A 23,075-nucleotide genomic window follows, 5' to 3' on the forward strand; every position below is an offset into this window, starting at 1 on the left:
GTTTTCTCCAGGATACTCGCTCACCCCCCAAATTTGGGTAGTTCGCGTCAACGTTGCAACGGCGCTATTTTTGACTGGCGCTCTACTTCAGCAGCAAGGCCACTTCTTTGGCGAAATAGGTCAAAATCAAGCTCGCTCCGGCCCGTTTGATGCTGACGAGGGTTTCTAACATGACCTTTTTCTCGTCAATCCAGCCCTTTTCTCCGGCAGCTTTAATCATGGCATATTCACCACTGACGTTATAAGCTGCCACGGGAACGTCGGTGACATCGCGAATTTGGCGAATGATGTCTAAATAGGGCAATGCGGGTTTAACCATGACGATATCCGCGCCCTCGGCAATGTCTAATTCCACTTCCTTGATGGCTTCGATCGCATTGGCCGGGTCCATTTGATAGGTTTTCTTATCGCCGGATTTGGGGGCAGAATCGAGGGCATCCCGGAAGGGACCGTAGTAGGCAGAGGCGTATTTGGCGGAATAGGCCAAAATGGCAACGTTGGTGAACCCTTCGGTATCTAAGGCTTGGCGAATTGCCCCAATCCGTCCGTCCATCATGTCGGAGGGAGCGACCATGTCGGCGCCGGCCCGGGCCTGAGACACGGCCATTTTGGAGAGGACTTCGACGGTTTCGTCGTTGAGGATATAGCCGGCTTCATCGAGTAAGCCGTCATGGCCGTGACTGGTGAAGGGGTCGAGGGCTACGTCGGTGATGACAACTAAATCGGGGGTTTGGGCTTTGATGGCGGCAACGGTTTGTTGAACCAGTCCTTCTGGGTTATAGCTTTCGCTGCCAGTTTCGTCTTTTTTGGACTCGGAAATGACCGGGAACAGGGCGATCGCCGGAATCCCGAGGGCCGCAATGTCAGCGATTTCTTTGAGGAGTAAATCGAGGCTAAAGCGATAGCAGCCGGGCATGGACGCCACTTCGACTTTCTGATTTTCCCCTTCCATGACAAACATGGGGTAAATCAGATCGTTGACGGACAAATCAGTTTCCCGAACCATACGCCGTAGGGATTCGTTGCGACGCAAGCGGCGGGGACGTTGGATCAGGTCGAGGACGTAGGAAGATGTGGACATATTTGAAAGGATGAGGCGTTAGTGCTAGTTCGGACTAAAAAGAGATGGCTACAAGGAGATGTTAAGCTGTGATGCAGAAAGACGGAGGTTGACGTCAGAGGCGATCGCCGATTATCGCGATGATTTTAGCCAACCATCGAAGCATGGTACGTCATTAGCGGGGACGGGGTAAACATTCCGTAATGTTCTGCAACATCCAGCAATGGAGGCATCTGGGATTCTTGAGAATTCTCTTCAGGACCCGATTCAGTAAAATGTGGATCAGTTGCCCTTCATGGTTCTAGTTTGATGACCCCTACCGTCGATTATCTCCGCATCAGTCTGATCGATCGCTGCAACTTCCGCTGTCAATACTGTATGCCCGATGGCGATGAACTTGACTATGTTTTGCAACAAAATCTCTTAACGCGCCAGGAACTCCTGAGCCTCTTGCAAGAGATCTTTATTCCCCTGGGCTTTCGTCGCTTCCGACTCACGGGCGGGGAACCCCTATTACGGCCTGACGTGGTGGCGATCGCCCGTGACATTGCTGCCCTCCCGGAAACTGAGGATTTAGCCATGACCACCAATGGCTTCTTACTGGCCCAACTGGCCCAACCTCTCTACGACGCGGGACTGCATCGCCTCAATATTAGCCTAGACTCCCTAGATGCACAGACGTTTGACAAAATCATTGGAAATCGTGGTACAAGCCGCTGGCAGCGTACCTGGGAGGGCATACAGAAAGCCTATGAGGTAGGGTTCAACCCCCTAAAATTAAACATGGTGGTGATTCCGGGGGTGAATGATGGGGACGTCTTAGATATGGCGGCCCTGAGCCTGGAGCGTCAATGGCATATTCGCTTCATTGAGTTTATGCCCATCGGCAATGGCCATTTATTTGAGGATAACGGTTGGGTTGCCTCGGAAACACTGCGGGAGCAAATCCGCCAACGCTGGGGTTTGGAGGCGGCCAGTGTCACCGGAGCCGGCCCAGCGGATATTTTCAAAATTCCGGGGGCCCAGGGAACTCTTGGGTTTATTAGTCAGATGTCCGAATGTTTCTGCGATCGCTGTAATCGGATGCGACTGTCGGCCGATGGCTGGCTACGTCCCTGTTTACTCAATGAAACGGGGCAACTCAATCTACGCAATGCCCTACGGGAGGGAGTTCCCCTCTCTCAACTTCGAGAACAAGTCCAAACCCTTCTACAGTTAAAGCCGGAGATTAACTTCAAGGAACGAGATATGGGCAACCGTTCCGGAACCTATCAACGCACCATGTCACAAATTGGCGGTTAAAGTTTTCCCGGTTCTAGGCGGGTTCCATTGGCAAAGTCCCAGCCTGACTGGGTTTTCTTACCGGCCAGTTGCACCTCCTGAAGTAACAAGAGACCCTCTCCAGTTTGCACCACGGGCCCCAAGTTTTTGATAATGTCCACCACGTCCCCCGGTTCTCTAGACTCAGGGTTGAGGCGATCGCCCCAGGAGCGCAATTGTGCTACCAATTCCTCGGGAAGTTGCTCATAGTATTTCTCCCCCAAGGGAACCGTGGCCTTGACTTTCAGGGACTGTCCTCGGAATTGAGTGACTGCATTGGGATAGAAGCCGCAAACCTGATTATGGAGGGCGATCGCCGGCCGCGTCCAATCCAACTCATAATCCGACTTCTCAATCAGCCGCGCATAGGTGGCCGCCTCATCCTCTTGAGGGGTTCCTTGCAGTGTTTTCGCCTCTAATCCCTGCAAGGTTTCGATCAGCAGGGAACCACAGTCTTGAGCCAAGTGTGCGGCGACATCCCAGGCGTTATCGAGTAGGTGAATCTCTAGAGAGGACTTCAGTAACATTGCCCCCGTATCCATTCCCACATCCATCTGCATGGTGGTCATGCCGGTTTGGGCTTCTCCATGGTACAAACACCATTGAATGGGAGCGGCTCCCCGATATTTGGGTAAGAGGGAACCGTGACCATTAATACAGCCGAGTCGGGGCATGTCTAAAATCTCTTGGGAGAGAATTTGTCCATAGGCCACCACCACGAAAAAATCCGCTTGACTATTGCGCAATTTGTCAAGGGTTTCAACATCTTTCTTAATCTTTTGCGGTTGCCAAACAGGAATCCCTGCTTCAACGGCTACAGTTTTGACGGGGGAAGGAATTAAGGTTTTTCCCCGTCCCCGGCGTTTGTCGGGCTGCGTTACCACCGCTGACACCTCAAACTCGGGATGCTCGATTAAGGTTTTGAGGCTGGGGACAGCGAATTGGGGGGTTCCTAGGAAGATGAGGTTCATAAGAAGGGAACAGGGAACGGGGAACAGGGAAGATAAACAACGTAGGGGCGTACCCTTGTGGTCGCCGTAGGGGCGTACCCTTGTGGCACTGGTGTCAAGTTAAGGGGTGAGACCAGACCTGACGGGAGATAGCATCTTTCTTTCGTTGGCGCTTACGCCTAGCTTTAACCAGTCCGAAGGACTGGGCATATTGAACCAGAAAAGGAATGAGTTCATCATCCTCAACACGGCCCTGTTCCCGGGCGCGACTGAAAAAGTAAAGACTGCGGAAAACCATTTCCTGAGAAATGCGGTCAATGGGTTCATGTAAAGCCTCAGAGACCTGGGAACAGACGTCGGTAAGCACCGCATAGAAAATCCAGGTGGCATAAATCTGGATTTCAATGCCATTGGAGCCACCGACCCAGAGGTAAGCCAAACCTAACAAGCGTTTGGTCACGAGAAAGGCCTCCTCAATGCGCCAGCGTTGGCGATAAAGCTCGCTAACGTAGCGGGCGGACAAGACCTCGGGGTCAGTGACATTGGTCAAATAGCGGTAGATGGTTCCCTCCCAAGAGACGGACACCAGACGCACGGGATGGTGACAAGGATTAGAGCGGTATTGCCCTAAATCTATCAGTTCGTCACGAACGTAACGGTTTTGACCGAGTACCTTGAGATTCTTGTAAGCGGTTTTCTCCCGCAAGCGAGTCACAAAGAACTTGCCCGAATCGCTAAAGGCATCAAACCAAGGAAACTTAAAGAATCCCAGGTCAAACACCATTAAACCGCCCTTTGGCAGACGTTCGAGCAATGAGTCAGTCCAAAGCTTATCATTGGATTGGGCTTCAGGACTGTACCAGGCCGCCTGGGGGCGATGGTTGAAGGCATCGACCATCATCATCATCTTGCCGGCCAAGGGGGAGGTGGCTTTTTTGCCGCGATGACGATGCAGTTTCTTTTTTAAGGCTTCGAGGGTTGACCCGTCAGCTAGCCAAATGGCTGGGAACTTAGACCGCACCGGTCTCCAGAATGGCGAGACTTCCCCGGGCGCTGAGGATTGGTTCAAGCGCTCAATGACCTGCTCGAGCAAACTGGCAAACAGATGGGCCGGCAGGCTTTGTAATCTTTGGGATAGAGCCTGTTTACTGATGCGTTGAGCTTTCACCCAAAACAGTCCCTCCTGTTCTAGGGTTCGCAGCACTTCACTTAGCCCTGTCATTTGCCGGTAAACTAGGCTCAGGACAATCGCTGTCATCACCGGCAGGGTTAGAGTTCGCTCTCGTAACCGTCGTCCTTTGTTGCTTACGCTTTTGAGGGAGGCAAACGTTCCCGGACTTAACATCTCGAACAAGCGCTGCTCAATCGTCCGATTCACTGGTCCGGGCACTGAGCGATGTCGTCTGAAGTCCGGGTTTCCCGGTTTGTGATAGGTCTTCTTAGGCATCTTTTGTCCTGGCTAGCTAGTCCTTAGCCTATAAGCATTTTTCCCTTGGTCTCGGGTTGTTTACACTTTCTTGACTTTTCCACGATTTCCTTAACTTGACACCAGTGACCCTTGTGGTCGCCGTAGGTACCCTTGTGGTCGCCCTAGGCAATAGGGGAGTTAGGGTTTGACTCGGATTTCGATGCGGCGGTTGCGTTGGCGGTTGGCGGGACTGTTGTTGCTGGCGGCGAAGCGACTGGACCCGTGGCCGATGCTGACCCAGCGTAGGGGGGTCTCAGTGTTGCTGGCGAGGTATTGTTGCACTTGTTGGGCTTGTTCAAAGGTGCGGTCTAAACTGGCCTCGGCATCATCGGTGGCATCGAGATAGCCGCCAATATACACCGTTGCGCCTTCGAGGGTTTGTAGTTCATCAAGGAGGCGATCGAGGATGGTGGCTCGGGTGGGATCGAGGACTTCGCCACTGTCGGAGAATAAGACGTCACTGGGGAGGGTCAGGCGTAGGGGCATTCCTGGGGTTAGACGCGGTGCGACGGTGGCTGGGGGCGGCTCTACTAGGGACTGAAGCTCACTTAAGCGACTGGAGACGAGGGTGACTTGTGATTGTAGTTCTGCTTTTTCGGCCTCGAAATCTGAGCCATCCTCCTCCTCTTCGGGGGAGTCGTCTGGGCTTAACTCTGCCAGTTGACGATTGAGCTGGGTGACTTCGTCTTGTAGCTGTACGATGGCTTGCTGGAGTTGAGTGCGATCTAAGTCAGGAAGGGTTGGCTCAGCCGTTGTGGAGGGCGGGGGTGGGTTGGTGATCTGACGAATTTGGACCCGCCAGCGTTCGCTGAGGGGCTTTTCGGGGTTGGCTTGAGGGGATCGGTACCCCAAAACCAAGCCCGCTATCACCCCAACACTCAAACTCACTCCCAAGGTGAGTAGACGGAAGACCAAAACGGCGATCGCCCCTAGCCAAGAGCCAGAGGAGGGTGGGGGCGATGAGGTATTCGAACGAGCAACTCGACGGCGATCGCGCCGAGAGCGTGCAGAATTGGAATCAGGGGGAGGAGATTGAGTCATAGGGGATTAACGTCGTCCATCCCAGGGGCCAATTTGGATGGTTCCGCCAGGGGTAAAGACGACTCGAAACTCAGCAATGGGAACTAGGGTAACGCGATCGTCTTGAATCTCAACTCCCGCTGCCGGATTATAGAGGGAGTCAATGGGGAGTTCTCCAAAATAGATTGAGGCAGCACTGGAGAGGGGTTCATATTGGGTGATGCTGCCGTCTTCTGTGACCGCTAAACGGTAGTCCAAATTGCGATCGAAGACGGGGGTGCTGTCCCATTCGTCGTAGAGGGCATCTCGTACGTCAAAAATGAGTCGGTCAATGGTGGCGACATCGTTAATGCGCGGAGTGCGGCCAGGGGTGCTGGGATAGCCATCCCAAGGACTGACTTGTAGTACGCCATTGGAGCGAAAGACCACCTTGTACTCGGCTAGGGATTCCACGTCAGCACTTCCCCCAGTGACGGGAATATATAACAAGTCAGGTAGGGGAATTTCCTCCTCGAACTCGCGGGCGCGATCGCCGTCGGGCCGATAGCCAACGATCGCCCCATCTTGGCCAACGCTGACACGATAGACTAAGTCCTGGTCAAAGGTCGGTGAGGTCGTCCAGGCTTGATCGAGTTCATAATGCAGCTTATAGCGCAAGGCGGCTAAGAGATTGGGGTCGTCGATGGTGGGGACGGTGGGGGCTAACTCAGCCAGATTGACGGCGTTGTTATCTCCATTTGGGGGGGCATCATCGGCGGTTGGGGTCATGTCCCCGACCTCTTCCGAGTCCATCACGCCTTCGCGAGGGGGTTCGACTTCAGGAACCGGGAGGGGGGATAGGGCCAAGGCCGCCACCAGGAGACTGGAGACACCAAGGGCCAGAGGGGCGGCTCGTTGGGTAACCGGCTCCTCATTTTTGGCTTGACGACGGTTTCTCGGGAGAAGGTTAAGCTGGCGATCGGGTAGGGTCCGGCGATCGCTCAAAAGCTGATCCACCACATCCACCACATCAAACAGTTGCAGGGTGGTTAAATCCAGTTGCAAGGGGTCACCGCTAGAGGTTTCAGGCGATCGCAGATTCAGCCGGTGCAAACCGCCCTCTAGGGGAGTTAGGGTGACCCAGGATTTGGGGGATTCCACGGCCACCTTGCCCATCCCCAGAAAACTTTGGGTATAGTCACTGATGGCCGCCGTTAACTCATCGAGGAACTCCTTACCGCCACTGAGCGCATCGGGTTTCCCCACAACATGACATTCCGCACTCACCAGCACCGACAAGCACGATCGCTTAGACTCCTCAGAATCAGCGGCTCCATTTGGCTCATCCAACCCTTCTACAATCAGGGTGCATCCCGGTAAACTATACTTTCGCTGTACAACCATCAGATCTCTCCATCAAACAAACTCACCCAAAACCGAGTTAAGCCAGCGGTTCCAGTACAAAATAGTAACTTTTCTAACAACTCAACTGCCAGATTATCGAGCTTTTCGTCCGTGTCGTAAACCATCACCGCCGAACGCCGAGGATTCATGCGGCTGCGGAAATGGGTTCGGAAGCGGGACAGATAAAAGGCTAACTGGGGATTTTTATCTAAAGGTAGATTTTGCTCCCGCAGTTGTTGGGCCTCTTTGTTGAGGCGCCGTAAAATAATCATCATGGAGCGAGCGAGGTGGCAGATGATAATCGTTAACACCTTGGCTTCCTCTTGGGAGAGGGGACGACGACGACTGGCCCGCCGCAGAGGGTTCGTGTTCCGGATACGCCAGACAGTGACGCGATCGCTCAACACGGAATTGAGTTCCAACTGGTGAGCCAAACTGAGAATCTTCTCAGAACCGCTCAAATCCAGAGCCTCGATCGCCAACAACATCAAATCCAGTTGGACACGAGTTCGCCGAGAACAGCCATGATGCGTCACCGGCATATCCGGCAATTGCTGTTGTAGCAGCACTAAGGTGGAATCGCGTGTTTCGGGAGGATTGGAGACCATGAGGCGCGAAGCTAACAGATAACGTGGTTAGGGGGCGATGAATGGGTCGTCAGAGCAACCGCTCAAAGCTAGATTATTACATTCTGGGCGATCGCCGGCCGTCCAGGGAGGTTTCCGCCTCTGTCGACCTCAACCTTTTGCCCAGGAACTTTCCTGATAGGATTTTTGGAGACCGATGTCCATGTCCCCAGTTCAACACGTTCACTAACCAGCTCGATATAACAGCCATTTATCATCATGGATCTGCAAGCACTCATCCGCGACGTTCCCGACTTTCCCAAACCGGGGATTCTCTTCCGAGATATCACCACACTGCTGGCCGATCCCGAGGGACTCAAGATGAGCCTTGATCGCCTCGTTGAACAATGCACTCCCCTCCAGCCCGATATTATCATTGGCATGGAGTCCCGTGGGTTTCTCTTTGGCGTGCATATAGCCTACCAACTCGGTGCCGGCTTTGTCCCGGTACGTAAACCCGGAAAATTGCCTCGGGCTGTCCACAGTGTCGAGTATCAGTTGGAATATGGCAGCGATCGCCTAGAAATCCATGAAGATGCCATCCCAGCGGGTGCACGAGTTCTGATTGTCGATGATCTCATCGCCACTGGAGGAACTGCCCAAGCCACCGCACAACTGGTAGAACGCTCAGCGGGAGAACTGATTGGGTTTGCCTTTGTCATTGAACTCAAGGCCCTAGCCGGGCGAGAGCAGTTACCCCAAGTCCCCATTGTGACCTTGGTTCAATACTAAAGGATGAAGGTGAGTCGTTCCTGGTAGCGTTCCGTCCCTCTTACCCCTGTATCCTGTCTATGACCTCTCCTCAATCCACCTCCTCCAAATCCAAGCCTCGGCTAGTTCAGTCTTTGCTGCGGGTGTTTCAGAATGATACGCTCATCTACGTCATCCAACGATTAGGCCAAGGACTGTTAACCTTGTTTTTTGCCTCAATCCTATGTTTTGCGGTGATGCAACTGGCCCCTGGGGATTTTTTGGATACCTACAGTCAGAATCCAACGGTATCCCAGGAGATGCTAGACGACTTGAGGCGACAATATGGCTTAGATCAACCTCCTGTAACTCAATATCGCCTCTGGTTGACCTCCATTTTGACCCAAGGAGACTTTGGTTGGAGTCTGATGTTTCAGCAAAACGTCAGCACCCTCATTAGTAGTCGGGTGGCCAATACCCTACTCCTATCAATTTTGTCATTGATCATCACCTGGAGCATTGCCATTCCTTTGGGGATTCTGGCCGCCGTGCGCCAAAACAGCACCTTAGACCGGATTTTACGAGTCGTCAGTTATGGGGGACAGGGGTTTCCCAGCTTCATCACCGCCTTATTACTCCTGATTTTAGCCCAGAACTTAACCCCATTGGTTCCGGTGGGCAATATGACCAGTGTTTTTCATCAAGATTTATCGCCCCTGGGCAAAGTTTTGGATGTTCTCTGGCACGCTTTGTTGCCAACCTTAGCCCTTAGTATTACCAGTTTTGCGGGCTTACAACGGTTGATGCGAGGACAGTTATTGGATGTGTTGCGACAGGATTATATTCGCACGGCTCGCGCTAAAGGATTGCCGGAAAATAAAGTGATTTATGTTCATGCGTTGCGCAATGCCATCAACCCGTTGATTACCCTATTAGGATTTGAGTTTGCGGCGTTGCTGAGTGGTTCATTTATTGCTGAATTTTTCTTTAGTTGGCCCGGTTTAGGGAAACTCATTTTAGATGCGTTGCGGGCCCAAGATCCCTATGTGGTCATGGCGGGGTTGATGATGGGGGCGACGATGTTAATTGTGGGTAACCTGCTGGCAGACTTGTTGCTGAAAGCCGTTGATCCTCGGATTCAATTAACCAATAGTAAATAATGGAGAGCGATGTTATCTCAAACCTATTATGTCCTGCGATCGCAGCAAGATGGGCAATACCTGGCGGCCCGTCCCGATGCCGAGGGCGATCGCTACTTATTAATGTTCACCGAACATTTTGATGCTCTGAGTTACGTTAACCGCTTTGCTGAAGACTATAAAGAGCAAATTTCCGTAGAATCCCTAGCCACTCCGACCCTAAAAAGTTTACTTCAGCGTTGGGGCTATGTGGGATTTGCCCTCGTCCGGGATCCTCTTTTGCCTCGCTTGGAGTTTTTGACAGCAACTTAATTCCCATGACCCCCAGCCACTTCACCTCATGAGTTGGGGGTTATTCCCCCCCCTGTCAAAACCGTTTCGAGTTTGTTAGCCTAAGGGCCAAGAGGGCAAAACCTTGCCTGGGCTTATCAGCCATCCTTCCGGCAAAGCTCGAATGTCCCGGAGGAAGAAGATAGCAGCCATACCAACCAAGCCTAGGAGAGCAAGTAGTATCCACAAGTTGCTTGTGTTGATCATTGCCCGTTGCATTCTCAAGGCGTAACTATGATTACATTGAACCATGTCTCCAATCACGTATTGGACCGTGTCACCTGGCTTCAGGAGCATACCCCTCTTGCTGCCATAGATTCCGAGGTGCTCACCGCCCTAGCGGCCAGTCTCGCAGAACGCCACATCGAAGCGAATCGCCCCCTGTTGCAGGCAGGGGAAGTGCCGGAGGGACTCTATATCCTACGCCAGGGGCAACTGGAGCACCAAAGCTATTTCGAGGGGGCTAGGAGTTTTCTGCCCGGTTCAGTGCTGGGACTCGAGACCCTATCGTCAGGCCAACCGGTGGAGCAGACGGCAGTGACCCTTACTCCCTGTCACCTATGGTTTGTGCCGATCTCCCAAATTCGACTTCTATTGGATCAGTACCCTGATATGGTTCTAGACGTTACCTGCAAGCTGGCAAGAGATGTTTGGCGGCTTTCGTCCCAGGTCAGTTTTGAGCAGGAACGCCAGGCTATTTTGCGACCCCATCTGGTCACGAAGGCTCGGCGGGGTGTGATCGGTCACAGTCGCTATGCAGTCCGTTTACGCAATCAGATTTCCAAGGCGTCGAAAACCCGTACATCGTTGTTGATCTTTGGCGAACCGGGACTGGAGAAGGATAACTTAGCCGCTTTGGTCCATTACGGCTCCGAGTACCGTCGTGAACCGATGGTACAGTTAGATTGCTCCAAGATGCAGTTGAGTGGGGTGGATTTATTCGGCCGGGTTGGAGGTAAGCCGGGAATCCTGGCTTTTTTGGGCCAGGGAACTCTGGTACTAAACAATGTTCAGGAGTTGCCGGAACCCTTGGTTCCCCAGGTGTCCCGTTTAGCCCGGGAAGGGATCTATCAACCGGTAAGTCACGACACCGAAGAGGAGGGGCCAGAACGCTACTCCCAGGCCCGGCTAATCCTGCTGTCAGAACGGACTCCGCCGGACTTAGACGGAGCAGTGCAGGAGCGATTAAAGGTTCCGCCACTGCGGGTGCGACGGGCCGATCTGAGTAATTTGGTGGACTATTACATCAAGTCGACTTGCCAACAGCGAGGAATCGAGCGCATCCAGGTAGATCCAGAGGCAATTCGACAGCTACAGGCCTATGACTTTCCCAATAATCTACAGGAGTTACAAAATTTAGTCGAGCGGGCTATTGCTGAGATGACACCTGGGGGATTGCTGACGGAGGAGGTGTTGTGGCCATCCCAGGGCGAACACAAGCGGTTTCGGAAAAATCTACTGAAGGTTTTTCCCCGGTTGGCGCAGTTCCTGCGCAGTCCCTGGTGGCCCACTCGAATTAACTATGGTTTTACCCTGCCCTTTTTTGCCCTACTGCTGGGGGTGTTATTTCTGGGGCCCCAGAGTCGCGATCACAATGTTGGCTTGAACCTGTTTTGGGCGTGGTGGTGGCCCCTAGTCCTACTTAGCTTCCCCATTGTAGGCCGCCTTTGGTGTTCGGTGTGTCCTTTCATGATCTATGGGGAGGTCAGCCAAAAACTCTCCCAGTGGTTATTTCCACGACAATTACAGCGATGGCCCCGGCAGCAGGCCGAGCGGTGGGGTGGCTGGTTTTTAATGGCCTTCTTTGCCCTGATTTTGGTCTGGGAGGAGGTCTGGGATCTCAACGATACAGCCTACCTATCCGCCTGCTTGCTGCTGCTGATTACGGCGGGGGCCATGATTTTTTCAGTCCTGTTCGAGCGACGGTTTTGGTGTCGCTACCTCTGCCCCATCGGCGGTATGAATGGTATGTTCGCCAAACTCTCGATGACGGAGTTACGGGCCGAACGGGGAGTGTGTTCGGCGGAGTGTAACACCGGCAAGTGTTACAAGGGCAGTCTCCCGACGGGGGAGGGTCAAAATCTCCAGGGTTGTCCCCTCGCTTGCCACCCGGCTCAACATGAGGATAACCGCGACTGTAGCTTCTGTATGACCTGTCTGAAGAGTTGTCCCAACTACTCCGTTGAATTTAATCTCCGGCCCCCCGCCATCGAACTGTGGACTACCCATAAACCCCGGGCTTACGAGGTGGCCTTGTTATTTTTGCTGTTGGGGTCTGTCTACCTGCGGCGGCTACCAGAACTCCAGAGCCAGTTGGGATTATCCTGGTCTGGGGAAACCCAACTCGTTCGCAGCGCCGTTGCCCTGGGGATTTTAGCCTTGCCGGCGATCGCTCCCCTGCTTGCCCACAGCGTGCAACACCTCTTGCACTATCTGCGCTGGACTCTCAAGCCAAAACCCCTGGTTCAGCTGGCTTATGGTTATCTACCTCTGGTTTGGGCGGCTAACCTGGCTCATTTCCTCCGCTTAGGACTGACGGAGGCAGGACAGATTTTGCCCGTGACCTTTGCCACGATGGGCTTGTCTGGAGAAGGGCTACCGATCGCGATGGTTCATCCAGCCGTACTGGCCTTTCTGCAAGGATTTACCCTACTGTTTGGCAGTATTGCCTCTTTCTGGGTACTCCGGCGCATTTCCCGTCAGCCCCTGGGGGAGTTATGGCCCCATTGCTTCGCACTAATCCTCCTCTGTGGTAGCCTCTGGCCGTTGATTGTGGGCTAGTTTTTCTTTCCGTATCTAGTTGGGGAGTGGTGGGTGGAATGGCGAAAGCTTACGGGAGGCGATCGCCCAATTTCCCGCCACTCCCTGAGGATGGAGATCGATGAGATCTATCGAACATTCAGGCAAGTGGGACAATGAAGCTAGATTGTCTTGCAACCACCAATCCCTATGTCCTCATCTCAAGCCACCCATCGTAACCCGTTTCAGGATGGCGATCGCCTGACGGTAACTCATCTAAGTCAAACAAACCCCAACCCATCCCCAACTGGGGCTGATGTCTATGGGGGGTTGCAACAGATCCCTAAAACCCTGCCCGCTCAATACTTTTACGACGATCGCGGCTCCCAACTGTTTGAGCAAATCTGCGATCTCCCCGAATACTACCCCACCCGCACCGAAGCCAGTATCCTACAAACCGCCGCCCCGGAAATCGCAACCCTCACCGGGAACAGCGAACTGGTGGAACTCGGGAGTGGAAGTTCGAGTAAAACTCGCCTACTCCTCGATGCCTATTCTCAATCCCTCAAGGATAAGACATCCTCCCTCATCTATCGTGCCATTGATGTCAGTGGCGGCATTTTGCAACAGAGTGCCCAACGGTTACTCCAAGACTACCCTCAGCTAAGGGTTCAAGGTCTTGTGGGAACCTACGAAGAGGCTCTTGATCACCTCCCCCCCACAGAAGCCGATAGCCGTCTGTTGCTGTTTCTCGGCAGTACCCTCGGGAACCTCAAACCCCAAGCCTGTCAGCAATTTCTGCAACGTGTCAGCCAGGCCCTCCATCCCGGAGAGTATTTTCTCTTGGGAGTTGACCTCGTGAAACCCAAACCCATTCTGGAAGCCGCCTATAACGACGCGCAAGGGGTCACCGCTGAGTTTAATCTCAATATGCTGGCTCATCTCAACCGACGCTTTGAGGGCAATTTTAATCTGAAACAGTTTGAGCATTGGGCCTTTTTTAATGAAAAAGAGTCCCAAATCGAAATGCACCTGCGCAGTACAGTCCCACAATTGGCTACCCTACGCCAGTTGGATTTAACCGTAGAGTTTGCCGAAGGAGAGACGATTCAAACGGAGATTTCCCGTAAATTCAAACAATCTGACATCGTTGAAACCCTTAAGGGGGTTAAGCTGGAGACACGGCATACCTGGCAAGACCCTCAAAACGGGTTTGCGGTTTTGTTAAGCCGCCGTTGTCCTTAACGCATCTTGACGATCGCTGAAGTGACTCGCCCAGGCTCCAGTCTTTCATCAGGGGCGCTACAACAGAGATAAGTTGTTGTAGCACCTTCACCATGAAATACCGTAAAACCTTCGCCCTGAGTTTTCTAACCCTTGCTCTGTCTCTCGGGGCCTGTAATACCGTCCCAGAAAACCCCATCGCCTCTAATGGCGCGAATGAGGAGTCTACATCGGAACCGGTGAGTTCACCAGATCCCTCCCCCAGTCCATCTCCTACCCCAACCGAATCCCCACCCCCCGCTTCGGAGAATGAGGATGATTCGGTTGCTGTGTCTCCTCCTCAAGATACACCTTCTGCTGAGGTGTCAGCGCCAGCCCCCTCCCCAACGCCCCCCTGGGAGCAAAACTTACCGGAGGTGGCGACCATTGAAGAGACGCAAGTTGGCGATTTAATGTGCTACGTCACGGTCACTGATTTACGGGGAAATACCTCGATTATCGGTGCTGAATATCAAATCTGCGATAACGAAGACCAATTTTTGGGACGAACGGTAGGATTAGGCTATACGGAAAGACCCGTCGCTGATTGTGAAAGTAGTGAACCCTGTGGGCGCACTCGCCAAGAAATGCTTCTGTCGGATGTGATTAACATCGGCAAGGATTGGTATGTCCTGGGTGATGGAACCTGGCGGGTGATGGTTGGACAAATGGAAACTTGGGATGGGGTCAATAATACGGGTAATCTAACCTATTATGGCTGTGATGCTGAGAATAACTGTCTCGCCCTAGAGGGAGGAGTCGTGAGTTGTCGCCGAGGTGTTTGTGGCTATGGTTGGGAACAGGGTGATTATCTGTATTCCATCGCTACTCCCATCGTTGAAGATGGCGGCGCACCGGCCACCTTGCGGGTGTTTCATCAGGGAGAGGAAATTCTCACTGTTCCCAATATGGAGGTGGTAAACTCGAAAGTTGACCCCTTTTAGAGGATGTCTGAAAAGGGTGGGGGTATAGAAAACCAGAAAAGCTAGCAAGGGTGTAACCTGTCAAGTATCTACACAAACAGACCCTCACTAGCCATGACTCTATCTTATCCTACAGACCTCAGCGATGCTCAATGGAAAATCCTGGAACCCTTACTACCAAAGGCCCGTCCGGGAGGTCGCCCCAGAAGCGTCAACTTACGGAGGGTCATTGATGCTATCCTCTACGTTCTCAGTTCCTCCCGAGCCTGGCGCTTACTACCCCACGACTTTCCCAAATGGAAGACCGTCTACCACTACTTTCGACAATGGCGAAACGAAGGCATCTGGCAACAACAAGTCCATGAACGGTTGCGGCAATGGGTTCGAGCCGTCGAGTGTGACCGCCCTCCTTCCCCAAGTGCTGGGGTCATCGATAGTCAGTCAGTCAAAACTGGCAAGATGGTTTCCAAGGAAGTCGGCTATGACGGCGGCAAGAAGGTTCGAGGACGCAAACGCCATCTCCTTGTCGATACCCTCGGATTGATGGTAGTCGCCGTCGTGACGGCGGCTAACGTCCCGGAAGGGGCGGGATTACAAAAGCTATTGCTGGCGGCCCGGGAGTTTCAGGTTAACCCCGAACGATTGATTGTTACCCGAACGATTGATTGTTATCTATGTTGATGGGGGCTATAAGGGCGAAAATTTGTTCGCTTGGGTCATAGTCACCTTTCGCTGGGTTCTCGAATCGGTGTTGCCTCCATAAGAGTGTCATGGATTTGTTCTCTTGCCCAAGCATTGGGTCATCGAGCGGACTTTTGGTTGGTTGACTTGGTGTCGCCCCTTAAATCGAGATTATGAGTATTCCCCCGAGATTGCTGAGGCTTGGGTTTATCTGGCCTCGATTCGCCTTTTGTTGAGACGTCTAGCCTAGGCGCGACTTTTCAGACATCCTCTCAATGAGTGGGGGAATCTCGATAAGCTTCATAGTTCTACCCTAGCCGCTTTTCGCCATTTGTCAACCCCCCCACCTGAATACTTACGCTAAGCTTGACAATGTAACACATACGATTTATAGTGCATCTCATTATGAGAATAATTAAGGCAATTTCCTAGACAAGAGCGTGAACCTTTAATTTTTCGTTAGCTTGGCTGGCACTAAACAAGGCTAAAGCCCTCATTCTCTATTATAACATTTCTAAAAAAATGAACCTTAAGTACATTGAGTTCGCCAATTACAAAAGCTTTTCAGAAAGGCAGAAAATCGAGCTAAAACCAATTACACTGTTGATTGGCAAGAATAGTTCGGGGAAGAGTTCTATTTGTAAATTGTTTACCTTGCTTGAAAATTCTCTTTCGGGAGAGATCGATGAACCGTTGTTGCTAAAAAATAAAGAAGTTGAATTAGGCGAGGATTTTAACAACCTATTTTTTGGAAACAACCCTGCGGGAATTTCTTTGAATTTGAAAGTGTCTTTTGAGAACAATATTGAATTGGAAATAAATTTGCTCAAAGCAGATAGTAGATATGGTTTGCAGATATTGAGTTGGAGTTATAAAAATGGAATGACAGATGTAGATATTGATCTTAAACTCCAAGGAAAAAATTATATTGATCAAAAAACTCAGAACTTATATGAATGTAAATTCAAGGGATTTATTCCGGTAAAAATCGTCGAAAAAAAATTTCAAAAAGATTTATTAAAAGAAATCAATCTGCCTAAAATGGATATAGATGTTGATTATATCGGTCCGTTTAGAATATTACCAGATCGGTATTTTTACTTAACGGGACAAACTAATTTTCAAAACACAGGAGTTACAGGGAAAAATGCTTATCCTATGCTAGGAGTTAGTAAACTACAGGATACTAGCCTGCATAAAGAAGTAGGTGGATGGTATCGGGACTCCTTTGATGGATGGGAGCTACAAGTTGACGACACACACAAAAAGCCTTTGATTCAGATTTTATTATCCAAAAATAATACAAATATCAACATCACAGATGTTGGACAAGGTATGCATCAAGTGTTACCTTTAGTTGTACGTGCTCATGTTAATAATAAAGAAAACTCCTTAATAGTTGTTGAACAACCAGAACTTCACTTACACCCCATAGCACATGGTGATATTGCCGAGTTATTTGCTAAATCCGCAAAAAAGAATAACCAAGTCTTTATCATAGAAACTCATTCAGAAAATGTATTGTTACGTCTTCGCAAACTAGTTGTTGAAAATGACTTTGGTTTTACATCCGATGATTTAGTAATTTACTGGATTGAAGATGCTGAACTCAAAGGTAAGGAATTACGTAAGATCACAGTAGATGAGCAAGGGGTGCTAGATGATTGGCCTCAAGGTGTCTTTAATGAAAGTATGAAAGAAATTTTAGAAATGCAGAAAGCTATTCGACGTAAAGAGGAACAAGCAAAATGATTATATCGTTTAGTTTAACTATTTTTGATGAGCAAGACTGTATCATTCAGGAGTGCTTGGCTAATATTCTCGTCTTACTACTTGACGACAAACATTTGATCGATGCGCAAAGTATTAGTTTGATTTTTTTTAATGAGGAAAACTCTTATACTTTTAGTAAGCACCCTATTGCACAAAAATATATATCAGAACATAGAAGAGAACTTTTAAAAGATTATATTCAAAATTATACAAAACCAATTACAAGATTACTAAAAGATTACTTGAGTTTTATGACAATCGGAATAAATCCTGAATTGGGTGAAATCAATCCACAAGATGCTTATAAAATAATAAAGCATGAATCTCGAATTGTGCTAGAAAATAAAATTACTGATTGGAAGTTTATTAAATGCATTTGTGAAAAATACGCTAATGCAGGAAGGCTTAAGCGTAACTCAGTTTATCAGTTAATTAACCAATCTCTCACAAATAATTTATTGATTCCTGAGCATTCTGGAGGAGTTGGCGAAATTCCAAAAATAGTAGATAGCCTTAAAGACAATCAAAAATATGAAAATGTTTATAAATACAAAATAATGGCTCTCTTTGACAGCGATAAACCTAGCGATAGAGAAGATTCTCCCGGTAATATTATTGCATTATTAAAGTATTTTAAGCAGAAAGAAATTACGGCTGATACTATTCAATCGAGCGATTATGAATATGACCCTGACTCTGATTTAATGATCTGGCATATTCTTAACAAAAGAAAAATTGAAAACTATATCCCATTGGATGTTTTATCTTCTTGTTTAACATCACTAGATGACCAAAAAAAGGAACAATTGAAAAATATAAGTCCATCACAATTAGACTATTTAGAATATGATAGAAATAACGTAGGAATCGGAAAAAGTAAAATAAAGCAGCAGTTTCCTGATTTTTTTGTAGAACAGTTCTCTTATGAGGAGCTAGAAAAAAGATGTAAACACCACAAAATTCAGGACTTAATTTCAGGTGAGATGATTTCTGAAATCGAGCAAATACTACTAAAAATAGCGAGGATAGTATGAAAAATCAAATCAACGTAAAACCAGATACTGCATTTCTTAGTGATTTGCTAAATGACGTTGCCAAAGGAAAATACAAAATACCTGTTTTTCAAAGAGAATTTATTTGGAAACCTTCTCAAATGATAGAATTATTTGATAGTATTTCTAAAGGATATCCTATCGGTAGTTTATTGTTTTGGGAAACACAAGGATACAAAACAAAAGATACTATTGGTCCTTATTTAATTGGACAAGAAGATCAAGAAGCTAGTCAAGCGAACTATGTCTTGGATGGTTTTCAGCGGATATCTACACTCTTTGGTGTTTTGATGAACCCCGAAGATTTTTCAGTAGATCCGGAAAGTGATTCCAAAAAATTTGTAATTTATTTTGATTTAGAGAGTAATACATTTAGCTCTGTCAAAACCAAGAAAGATAATGACCTTTTAATAATTCCCTTGTATAAAATTTATGATAATGCTCAACTATTTGATTTACTGAGACAATTAGACAAGGAAAAAAATATACCAGACCGAGAAAAAAACGAATATATAGAAAACGCGAGAAATCTTCAGTCTATTTTGATGCGCTATAGAATTCCGTATGTTTTAATAAAGGGAGGAGACATAAAAAGTGCTGTTGAGATTTTTTCGAGAATTAACTCGACAGGCACAGAGATTTCTGAAGATTTCATGCTATCTGCACTAACCTATAATCCAGACACAGAATTTTTGTTAAGTGATTCAATTACTGAATTTTTAACTGAAATTAATATCTATAATTTCGAAAATATCAAAAGAAGTGTTATTCTGAATTGTATTGCTAACAGATATGGAATGGTTTTTTCAAGCAATAAAATTTATTTTGATGTTCCTATAGAAGATTTGAAAAACAACAATTTTGACTTAAAATCTTTTTCGCAGGATGTCTATACTTGTGTTAGTAAAGCAATTAATTTTTTATACAAAAACTTGTTTGTAATTGACGCTCAACTATTGCCCTATCCTGCTCAATTGATTTTTATTTCTGAGTACTTTCGAGTCAATCCAAACCCAACACGTGAGCAATATGCCAGCTTAGAAAATTGGTTCTGGATCACAACTTACTCCAATTATTTTACCCTGTATTCATTGAGTCAACAAAGAACCGCTTATCAAATATTTTGTGACTTTGCAAAAGGCGAAAATCATGATGGGATTTATAAAATAAATGACTTCACAACAGCAAAATATCCTGATAAATTGACCTACCAAGGAGTCCGGCCAAAAGCATTGAGACTTTTTTATCTGCAATCAATCATAAATGGTCATGAAGTTCAAGAAAAAGAAAGTATTAAAGAAATTTTCATTGCATCCAAAAGAGATAAAGCTCCGTCCAATATTATCTTAAGACTATCTTCTGAATTTGAAGAAAATCCAGAAAACAAAAAAGTGGAAAACTTTATGAAATCAGCAGATATTAAAATTTTAAAAAAGCATTTCATAACTGAAGAAATGCTAGAACTATATCAGGAGGGACGAATTGATGATTTTATTGAAAAAAGAGGTGAGCATTTGAAGCGTAAAGAACAAGAATTTGTTCGAAAACTGGGAATTGATTTTGAGTAGGACAAAGAATAAATATTTTCAAAAAAGTGCTTTTAATGCCTATGGTAAGACCCCAATTTTCCCCTCCACAGCGTTCACACGACCAATTTCGCTGATATTCTTAATCAACAGGGAATTTCCTTCGTCATCTCCACGTACCAAGCCGGGAAAGTGATTTTTGTCCAGGCTGATGGTGATCGCGTAAATACGCATTTTTGCGTTTTCCCCAAAGCCATGGGGTTAGCAGCGGATCATGAAAACATGGACATTGGCTCAACATTGCAAATCTGGCAACTCCGTAACGTTCCTGCCGTTGCTGCCAAACTTGATCCCCCTGGCAAACATGATGCCTACTATCTGCCCCGTCAAAGGTAGAACGTCTTCTCGGCCCAAGTCTCACACAGCATATTCAATGCTCTTGAATGTTTTGATGGTTTCTGGATTGGTTTCTCTGCGCAGTATCTCGGCAAGGGCTTTGACGTGGGCTTTAAGCTCGGCGTGGGTTTGGGCATCCATTAGATTATGGTTGGTGTTTTTCTTAATTCCATGATACTTTAGCTTCCCGCTTTCCTGAGCATTTATACTCATTGTGTAACTGAGATACACCCATATTTTTGGGCTTAGAAGTTAACTTTTTTCTCATATAATCATAATTCGGGGACTCTTTCGAGGGGAACTTTTATTGAGTATATTTACTCATTATGCTAACTGAGATGCACCTGGCGCACTCGCCAAGAAATGCTTCTGTCGGATGTGATTAACATCGGCAAGGATTGGTATGTCCTGGGTGATGGAACCTGGCGGGTGATGGTTGGACAAATGGAAACTTGGGATGGGGTCAATAATACGGGTAATCTAACCTATTATGGCTGTGATGCTGAGAATAACTGTCTCGCCCTAGAGGGAGGAGTCGTGAGTTGTCGCCGAGGTGTTTGTGGCTATGGTTGGGAACAGGGTGATTATCTGTATTCCATCGCTACTCCCATCGTTGAAGATGGCGGCGCACCGGCCACCTTGCGGGTGTTTCATCAGGGAGAGGAAATTCTTAATGTCCCGAATATGGAGGTTATTAACTCGAAAATAGACCCCTCTTAAGGGTGCGGTTTTCGAGGCTGGGATGGCTTTAAACGGCTTCGCAATAGCGTAAAAAGCCATCGGGATATAGGGTTGACTCCCCTGAACGGAATTTCTCCATCTCTACCCAACGGGCGATCTTTTTCCGTTTCCCTTCTAAAAAGGGGACGGTTTCTCGCTCGTAAAAGGTTTTATCAACGAAGTCACAGCGATACAGTTGGATAACTTCGTGACCTTTCTTGCCTTTATACTCGAAAATATTTTCGATACAATCGAGATATTTGATATTAGTTAAGTCTGCTTGTACTTCTTCTTGAAACTCTCGTTTCAAGGCATCTATGCTAGTTTCTAGAAACTCAACACCGCCCCCTAAGGAACGATAAAACTCTTTTTTCTTTTTGGGGTCATAGCCTTCGGAGAGGAAGAGACGATCGCCATCGCGAATGAGTCCCAAAGCGATGACGCGAATGGAATTATACTTACCCATATTGGAGGATTCAGCTCAGTTGTAGTCGGCAAATTGGGCGGTGTGAGATCCCGGAATCGGCCAGTCTTCATTTTCCCCACCGATAATCAGACGGGGAATGTTGACAAAATCCAGGCTGAGTTGGTAGAGGGCATTGATCAGCACATCCAGGGCGATCGCATCACTGGTTCCTAAATCAAACCAACACCGTCCCCAGTTTCCCTGATACTCAAACTCACCCATGTTGTGCATTAGGGCCAGGATAGCGCCGCTGTTGTGACGAGCGTTGTAGTCCATATAACTGATATCCAACCCCTCTTCCTGCACTTGCAGATTTTCCGCGTTGAAGCCGCCCAGTTTCCCGAGGTAAAACCAGGATTCAAACACTTGTTCTACATATTGCTGTTCCGACGGGGAGGGGTTGTTGTCAAACTCCAACCAAAACCAAACATCAAACGGGTTATATTCGCGAAACTGAACGTCCATAGGGCGATCGCACTCGGGGGAAACTTTAGGTCAACTACCTAGCTTACCGGTTTGAGGCTTGTTCTGCATCCACCCGTCGCTGGGCCTGATCCCGTTCCCGTTGAATTTGGCGGACTAATTCAGCCGGGAGTTGCTCCTGCATGGCCAGGGCGCGATCGAACCAGGGTAGACTGGAGGCGCGATCGCCACTATCGACATAAATCTGAGCTTTCAGATACATGATTTCAGGATTCTCGGGGGTGAGTTCCAAACTGCGATCGACCGCTTCCATGGCTTCCTCAAAGCGGTTGAGATCCCGAAATCCCACGGCTAAACCTCGTTTGGCCAGATATTCTGGGCCCGCATGGTTGCGGAGCCGCTCAATGGGCCGTTCTGGATTAGAAAAGGGTAGGTTGGTGGCTAACATCAGATCCATGTAGCCTTTAATGATATTCAGTTCGGGATCTTCAGCATCAATGGCCGCGGCGCGATCGAGATGGCGGAAGACTTGTTGTAACTTGGACAGAGCCGTGGGAACACCCCGTACAATGCCATCGTTTTTCAAGGCATAGGCCCCCTCTAGGAAATGACCGACGGCGATATAGATATTCCCCCGTAAGGGATCGTCGTTGAGTAAGGCCTCGGCCCGTTCCAGGGTGAGGGTGGCGTAGTCCTTGAATTCACTCGGGAGGTTATCGGGATCTTCGAGATAGACTAATGAGGCCCGCATGGCGTAGAGAATGGGGTCCACATTGGCTTCAGATAATGCCAAATCCACCTGCTGAGCCGCCAGGGGATAGTCCCCAATCCGGAAAAAGGCTTCAAACGCCTGTTCCGTGGTATCGCTGATATTTCGGGGGTTTTCACTGCGGAAGGGGTCACCAGCCCAGGCGGGGGTAAGCCAAGTTCCTAGGGCGATCGCCACCACACTGACGCTTCCCCCTAGTCGCGATCGCCAGCTAAATTGTTTACTCATGGTTATCGAGGATTCTCCCACAACTCTAATTGTTTAGTATAGTTCAGGGGATTGAGTCCTGGCCCGGCTTGGCTTCCCCCCCTCAACCGTCCTGTACAGAAAAACATCAGACAGGCGATCGCCCATCTGA

Annotated in this window: 22 protein-coding genes and 1 pseudogene; 13 read left to right on the plus strand and 10 right to left on the minus strand. The window is 48.7% G+C overall.

All coding sequences use genetic code 11. The features are described 5' to 3' along the window. Positions 1-82 precede the first annotated feature (82 nt). Positions 83-1,081 (minus strand): porphobilinogen synthase, encoded by a 999-nt coding sequence (hemB, locus tag L855_RS08220; protein WP_159786607.1) that lies wholly within the window; start codon positions 1,079-1,081, stop codon positions 83-85. Between the two features lie 288 nt (positions 1,082-1,369). Between hemB and moaA the strand changes: the two genes are divergently transcribed. Beyond that, complete coding sequence (moaA, locus tag L855_RS08225; RefSeq protein ID WP_159786610.1) at positions 1,370-2,362, plus strand: GTP 3',8-cyclase MoaA; 993 nt, start codon at positions 1,370-1,372, stop codon at positions 2,360-2,362. On the opposite strand, the gene fmt is transcribed toward moaA, so the two are convergent. From fmt to L855_RS08250, 5 genes are all read right to left on the minus strand, one after another. After that, entirely contained in the window at positions 2,359-3,351 is a 993-nt protein-coding gene (gene fmt, locus L855_RS08230; protein WP_159786613.1) for a methionyl-tRNA formyltransferase, read from the minus strand. The genes moaA and fmt overlap by 4 nt on opposite strands. A 94-nt stretch (positions 3,352-3,445) precedes the next feature. Further along, entirely contained in the window at positions 3,446-4,777 is a 1,332-nt protein-coding gene (locus L855_RS08235) for an IS4 family transposase (protein ID WP_159784407.1), read from the minus strand. Between the two features lie 159 nt (positions 4,778-4,936). Beyond that, on the minus strand, positions 4,937-5,839 hold the full coding sequence (locus L855_RS08240) for an OmpA family protein (RefSeq protein WP_159786616.1): 903 nt from the start codon (positions 5,837-5,839) through the stop codon (positions 4,937-4,939). A gap of 6 nt (positions 5,840-5,845) precedes the next feature. Further along, on the minus strand, positions 5,846-7,201 hold the full coding sequence (locus tag L855_RS08245; protein ID WP_159786620.1) for a DUF4335 domain-containing protein: 1,356 nt from the start codon (positions 7,199-7,201) through the stop codon (positions 5,846-5,848). Next, positions 7,201-7,809: a DUF3038 domain-containing protein gene (locus L855_RS08250; protein ID WP_159786623.1), complete on the minus strand. Its 609-nt coding sequence runs from the start codon at positions 7,807-7,809 to the stop codon at positions 7,201-7,203. The genes L855_RS08245 and L855_RS08250 overlap by 1 nt, the downstream gene beginning before the upstream one ends. Positions 7,810-8,046: 237 nt before the next feature. Here L855_RS08250 and L855_RS08255 point away from each other — a divergent pair, with 237 nt between their 5' ends. From L855_RS08255 to L855_RS08300, 10 genes and pseudogenes are all read left to right on the plus strand, one after another. After that, positions 8,047-8,559, plus strand: a complete 513-nt coding sequence (locus L855_RS08255; protein WP_159786626.1) for an adenine phosphoribosyltransferase — start codon at positions 8,047-8,049, stop codon at positions 8,557-8,559. A 59-nt stretch (positions 8,560-8,618) separates the two neighbouring features. Further along, positions 8,619-9,677 carry an ABC transporter permease gene (locus L855_RS08260; RefSeq protein WP_159786630.1) on the plus strand — a complete coding sequence of 353 codons (1,059 nt, stop codon included), beginning with the start codon at positions 8,619-8,621 and terminating at the stop codon, positions 9,675-9,677. A gap of 9 nt (positions 9,678-9,686) precedes the next feature. Next, positions 9,687-9,968 carry a hypothetical protein gene (locus L855_RS08265; RefSeq protein WP_159786633.1) on the plus strand — a complete coding sequence of 94 codons (282 nt, stop codon included), beginning with the start codon at positions 9,687-9,689 and terminating at the stop codon, positions 9,966-9,968. Between the two features lie 252 nt (positions 9,969-10,220). Beyond that, a complete protein-coding gene (locus L855_RS08270) occupies positions 10,221-12,767 on the plus strand; it encodes an AAA-type ATPase lid domain-containing protein (protein ID WP_159786636.1) in 2,547 nt (848 codons plus the stop codon). A gap of 168 nt (positions 12,768-12,935) precedes the next feature. Further along, on the plus strand, positions 12,936-13,970 hold the full coding sequence (gene egtD / locus L855_RS08275) for an L-histidine N(alpha)-methyltransferase (RefSeq protein WP_159786639.1): 1,035 nt from the start codon (positions 12,936-12,938) through the stop codon (positions 13,968-13,970). 92 nt (positions 13,971-14,062) lie between these two features. Next, entirely contained in the window at positions 14,063-14,932 is an 870-nt protein-coding gene (locus L855_RS08280) for a hypothetical protein (RefSeq protein WP_159786642.1), read from the plus strand. A 93-nt stretch (positions 14,933-15,025) separates the two neighbouring features. After that, a pseudogene (locus L855_RS08285) lies at positions 15,026-15,842 on the plus strand (IS5 family transposase). 272 nt (positions 15,843-16,114) lie between these two features. Further along, on the plus strand, positions 16,115-17,344 hold the full coding sequence (locus L855_RS08290) for a DUF3696 domain-containing protein (RefSeq protein WP_159786645.1): 1,230 nt from the start codon (positions 16,115-16,117) through the stop codon (positions 17,342-17,344). Then, positions 17,341-18,399, plus strand: a complete 1,059-nt coding sequence (locus L855_RS08295) for a hypothetical protein (protein WP_159786648.1) — start codon at positions 17,341-17,343, stop codon at positions 18,397-18,399. Before L855_RS08290 ends, L855_RS08295 begins: the two co-directional genes overlap by 4 nt. Continuing rightward, the gene (locus tag L855_RS08300; RefSeq protein WP_159786651.1) at positions 18,396-19,985 is read left to right on the plus strand and encodes a DUF262 domain-containing protein; all 1,590 of its coding nucleotides are present in this window, start codon (positions 18,396-18,398) and stop codon (positions 19,983-19,985) included. The genes L855_RS08295 and L855_RS08300 overlap by 4 nt, the downstream gene beginning before the upstream one ends. A gap of 39 nt (positions 19,986-20,024) precedes the next feature. On the opposite strand, the gene L855_RS21745 is transcribed toward L855_RS08300, so the two are convergent. Continuing rightward, positions 20,025-20,177 carry a hypothetical protein gene (locus L855_RS21745; RefSeq protein ID WP_246198764.1) on the minus strand — a complete coding sequence of 51 codons (153 nt, stop codon included), beginning with the start codon at positions 20,175-20,177 and terminating at the stop codon, positions 20,025-20,027. Between L855_RS21745 and L855_RS08305 the strand changes: the two genes are divergently transcribed. Both L855_RS08305 and L855_RS08310 read left to right on the plus strand, forming a co-directional pair. Continuing rightward, positions 20,112-20,339, plus strand: a complete 228-nt coding sequence (locus tag L855_RS08305) for a DUF4915 domain-containing protein (RefSeq protein ID WP_246199480.1) — start codon at positions 20,112-20,114, stop codon at positions 20,337-20,339. The genes L855_RS21745 and L855_RS08305 overlap by 66 nt on opposite strands. A 363-nt stretch (positions 20,340-20,702) precedes the next feature. Next, positions 20,703-21,059 carry a hypothetical protein gene (locus L855_RS08310; protein WP_159786654.1) on the plus strand — a complete coding sequence of 119 codons (357 nt, stop codon included), beginning with the start codon at positions 20,703-20,705 and terminating at the stop codon, positions 21,057-21,059. Between the two features lie 28 nt (positions 21,060-21,087). On the opposite strand, the gene L855_RS08315 is transcribed toward L855_RS08310, so the two are convergent. The 3 genes from L855_RS08315 to L855_RS08325 are packed head-to-tail and all read right to left on the minus strand — an operon-like array spanning position 21,088 to position 22,945. Further along, positions 21,088-21,525 (minus strand): NUDIX hydrolase, encoded by a 438-nt coding sequence (locus L855_RS08315; protein ID WP_159786657.1) that lies wholly within the window; start codon positions 21,523-21,525, stop codon positions 21,088-21,090. A 15-nt stretch (positions 21,526-21,540) separates the two neighbouring features. Continuing rightward, positions 21,541-21,990: a DUF3531 family protein gene (locus L855_RS08320; RefSeq protein ID WP_159786660.1), complete on the minus strand. Its 450-nt coding sequence runs from the start codon at positions 21,988-21,990 to the stop codon at positions 21,541-21,543. Positions 21,991-22,033: 43 nt separating this feature from the next. Next, positions 22,034-22,945: a Sll0314/Alr1548 family TPR repeat-containing protein gene (locus L855_RS08325; protein ID WP_159786663.1), complete on the minus strand. Its 912-nt coding sequence runs from the start codon at positions 22,943-22,945 to the stop codon at positions 22,034-22,036. Between the last annotated feature and the right edge of the window lie 130 nt (positions 22,946-23,075).

The organism is Sodalinema gerasimenkoae IPPAS B-353 (genome assembly GCF_009846485.1).
Taxonomy (GTDB): Bacteria; Cyanobacteriota; Cyanobacteriia; order Cyanobacteriales; family Geitlerinemataceae; genus Sodalinema; species Sodalinema gerasimenkoae.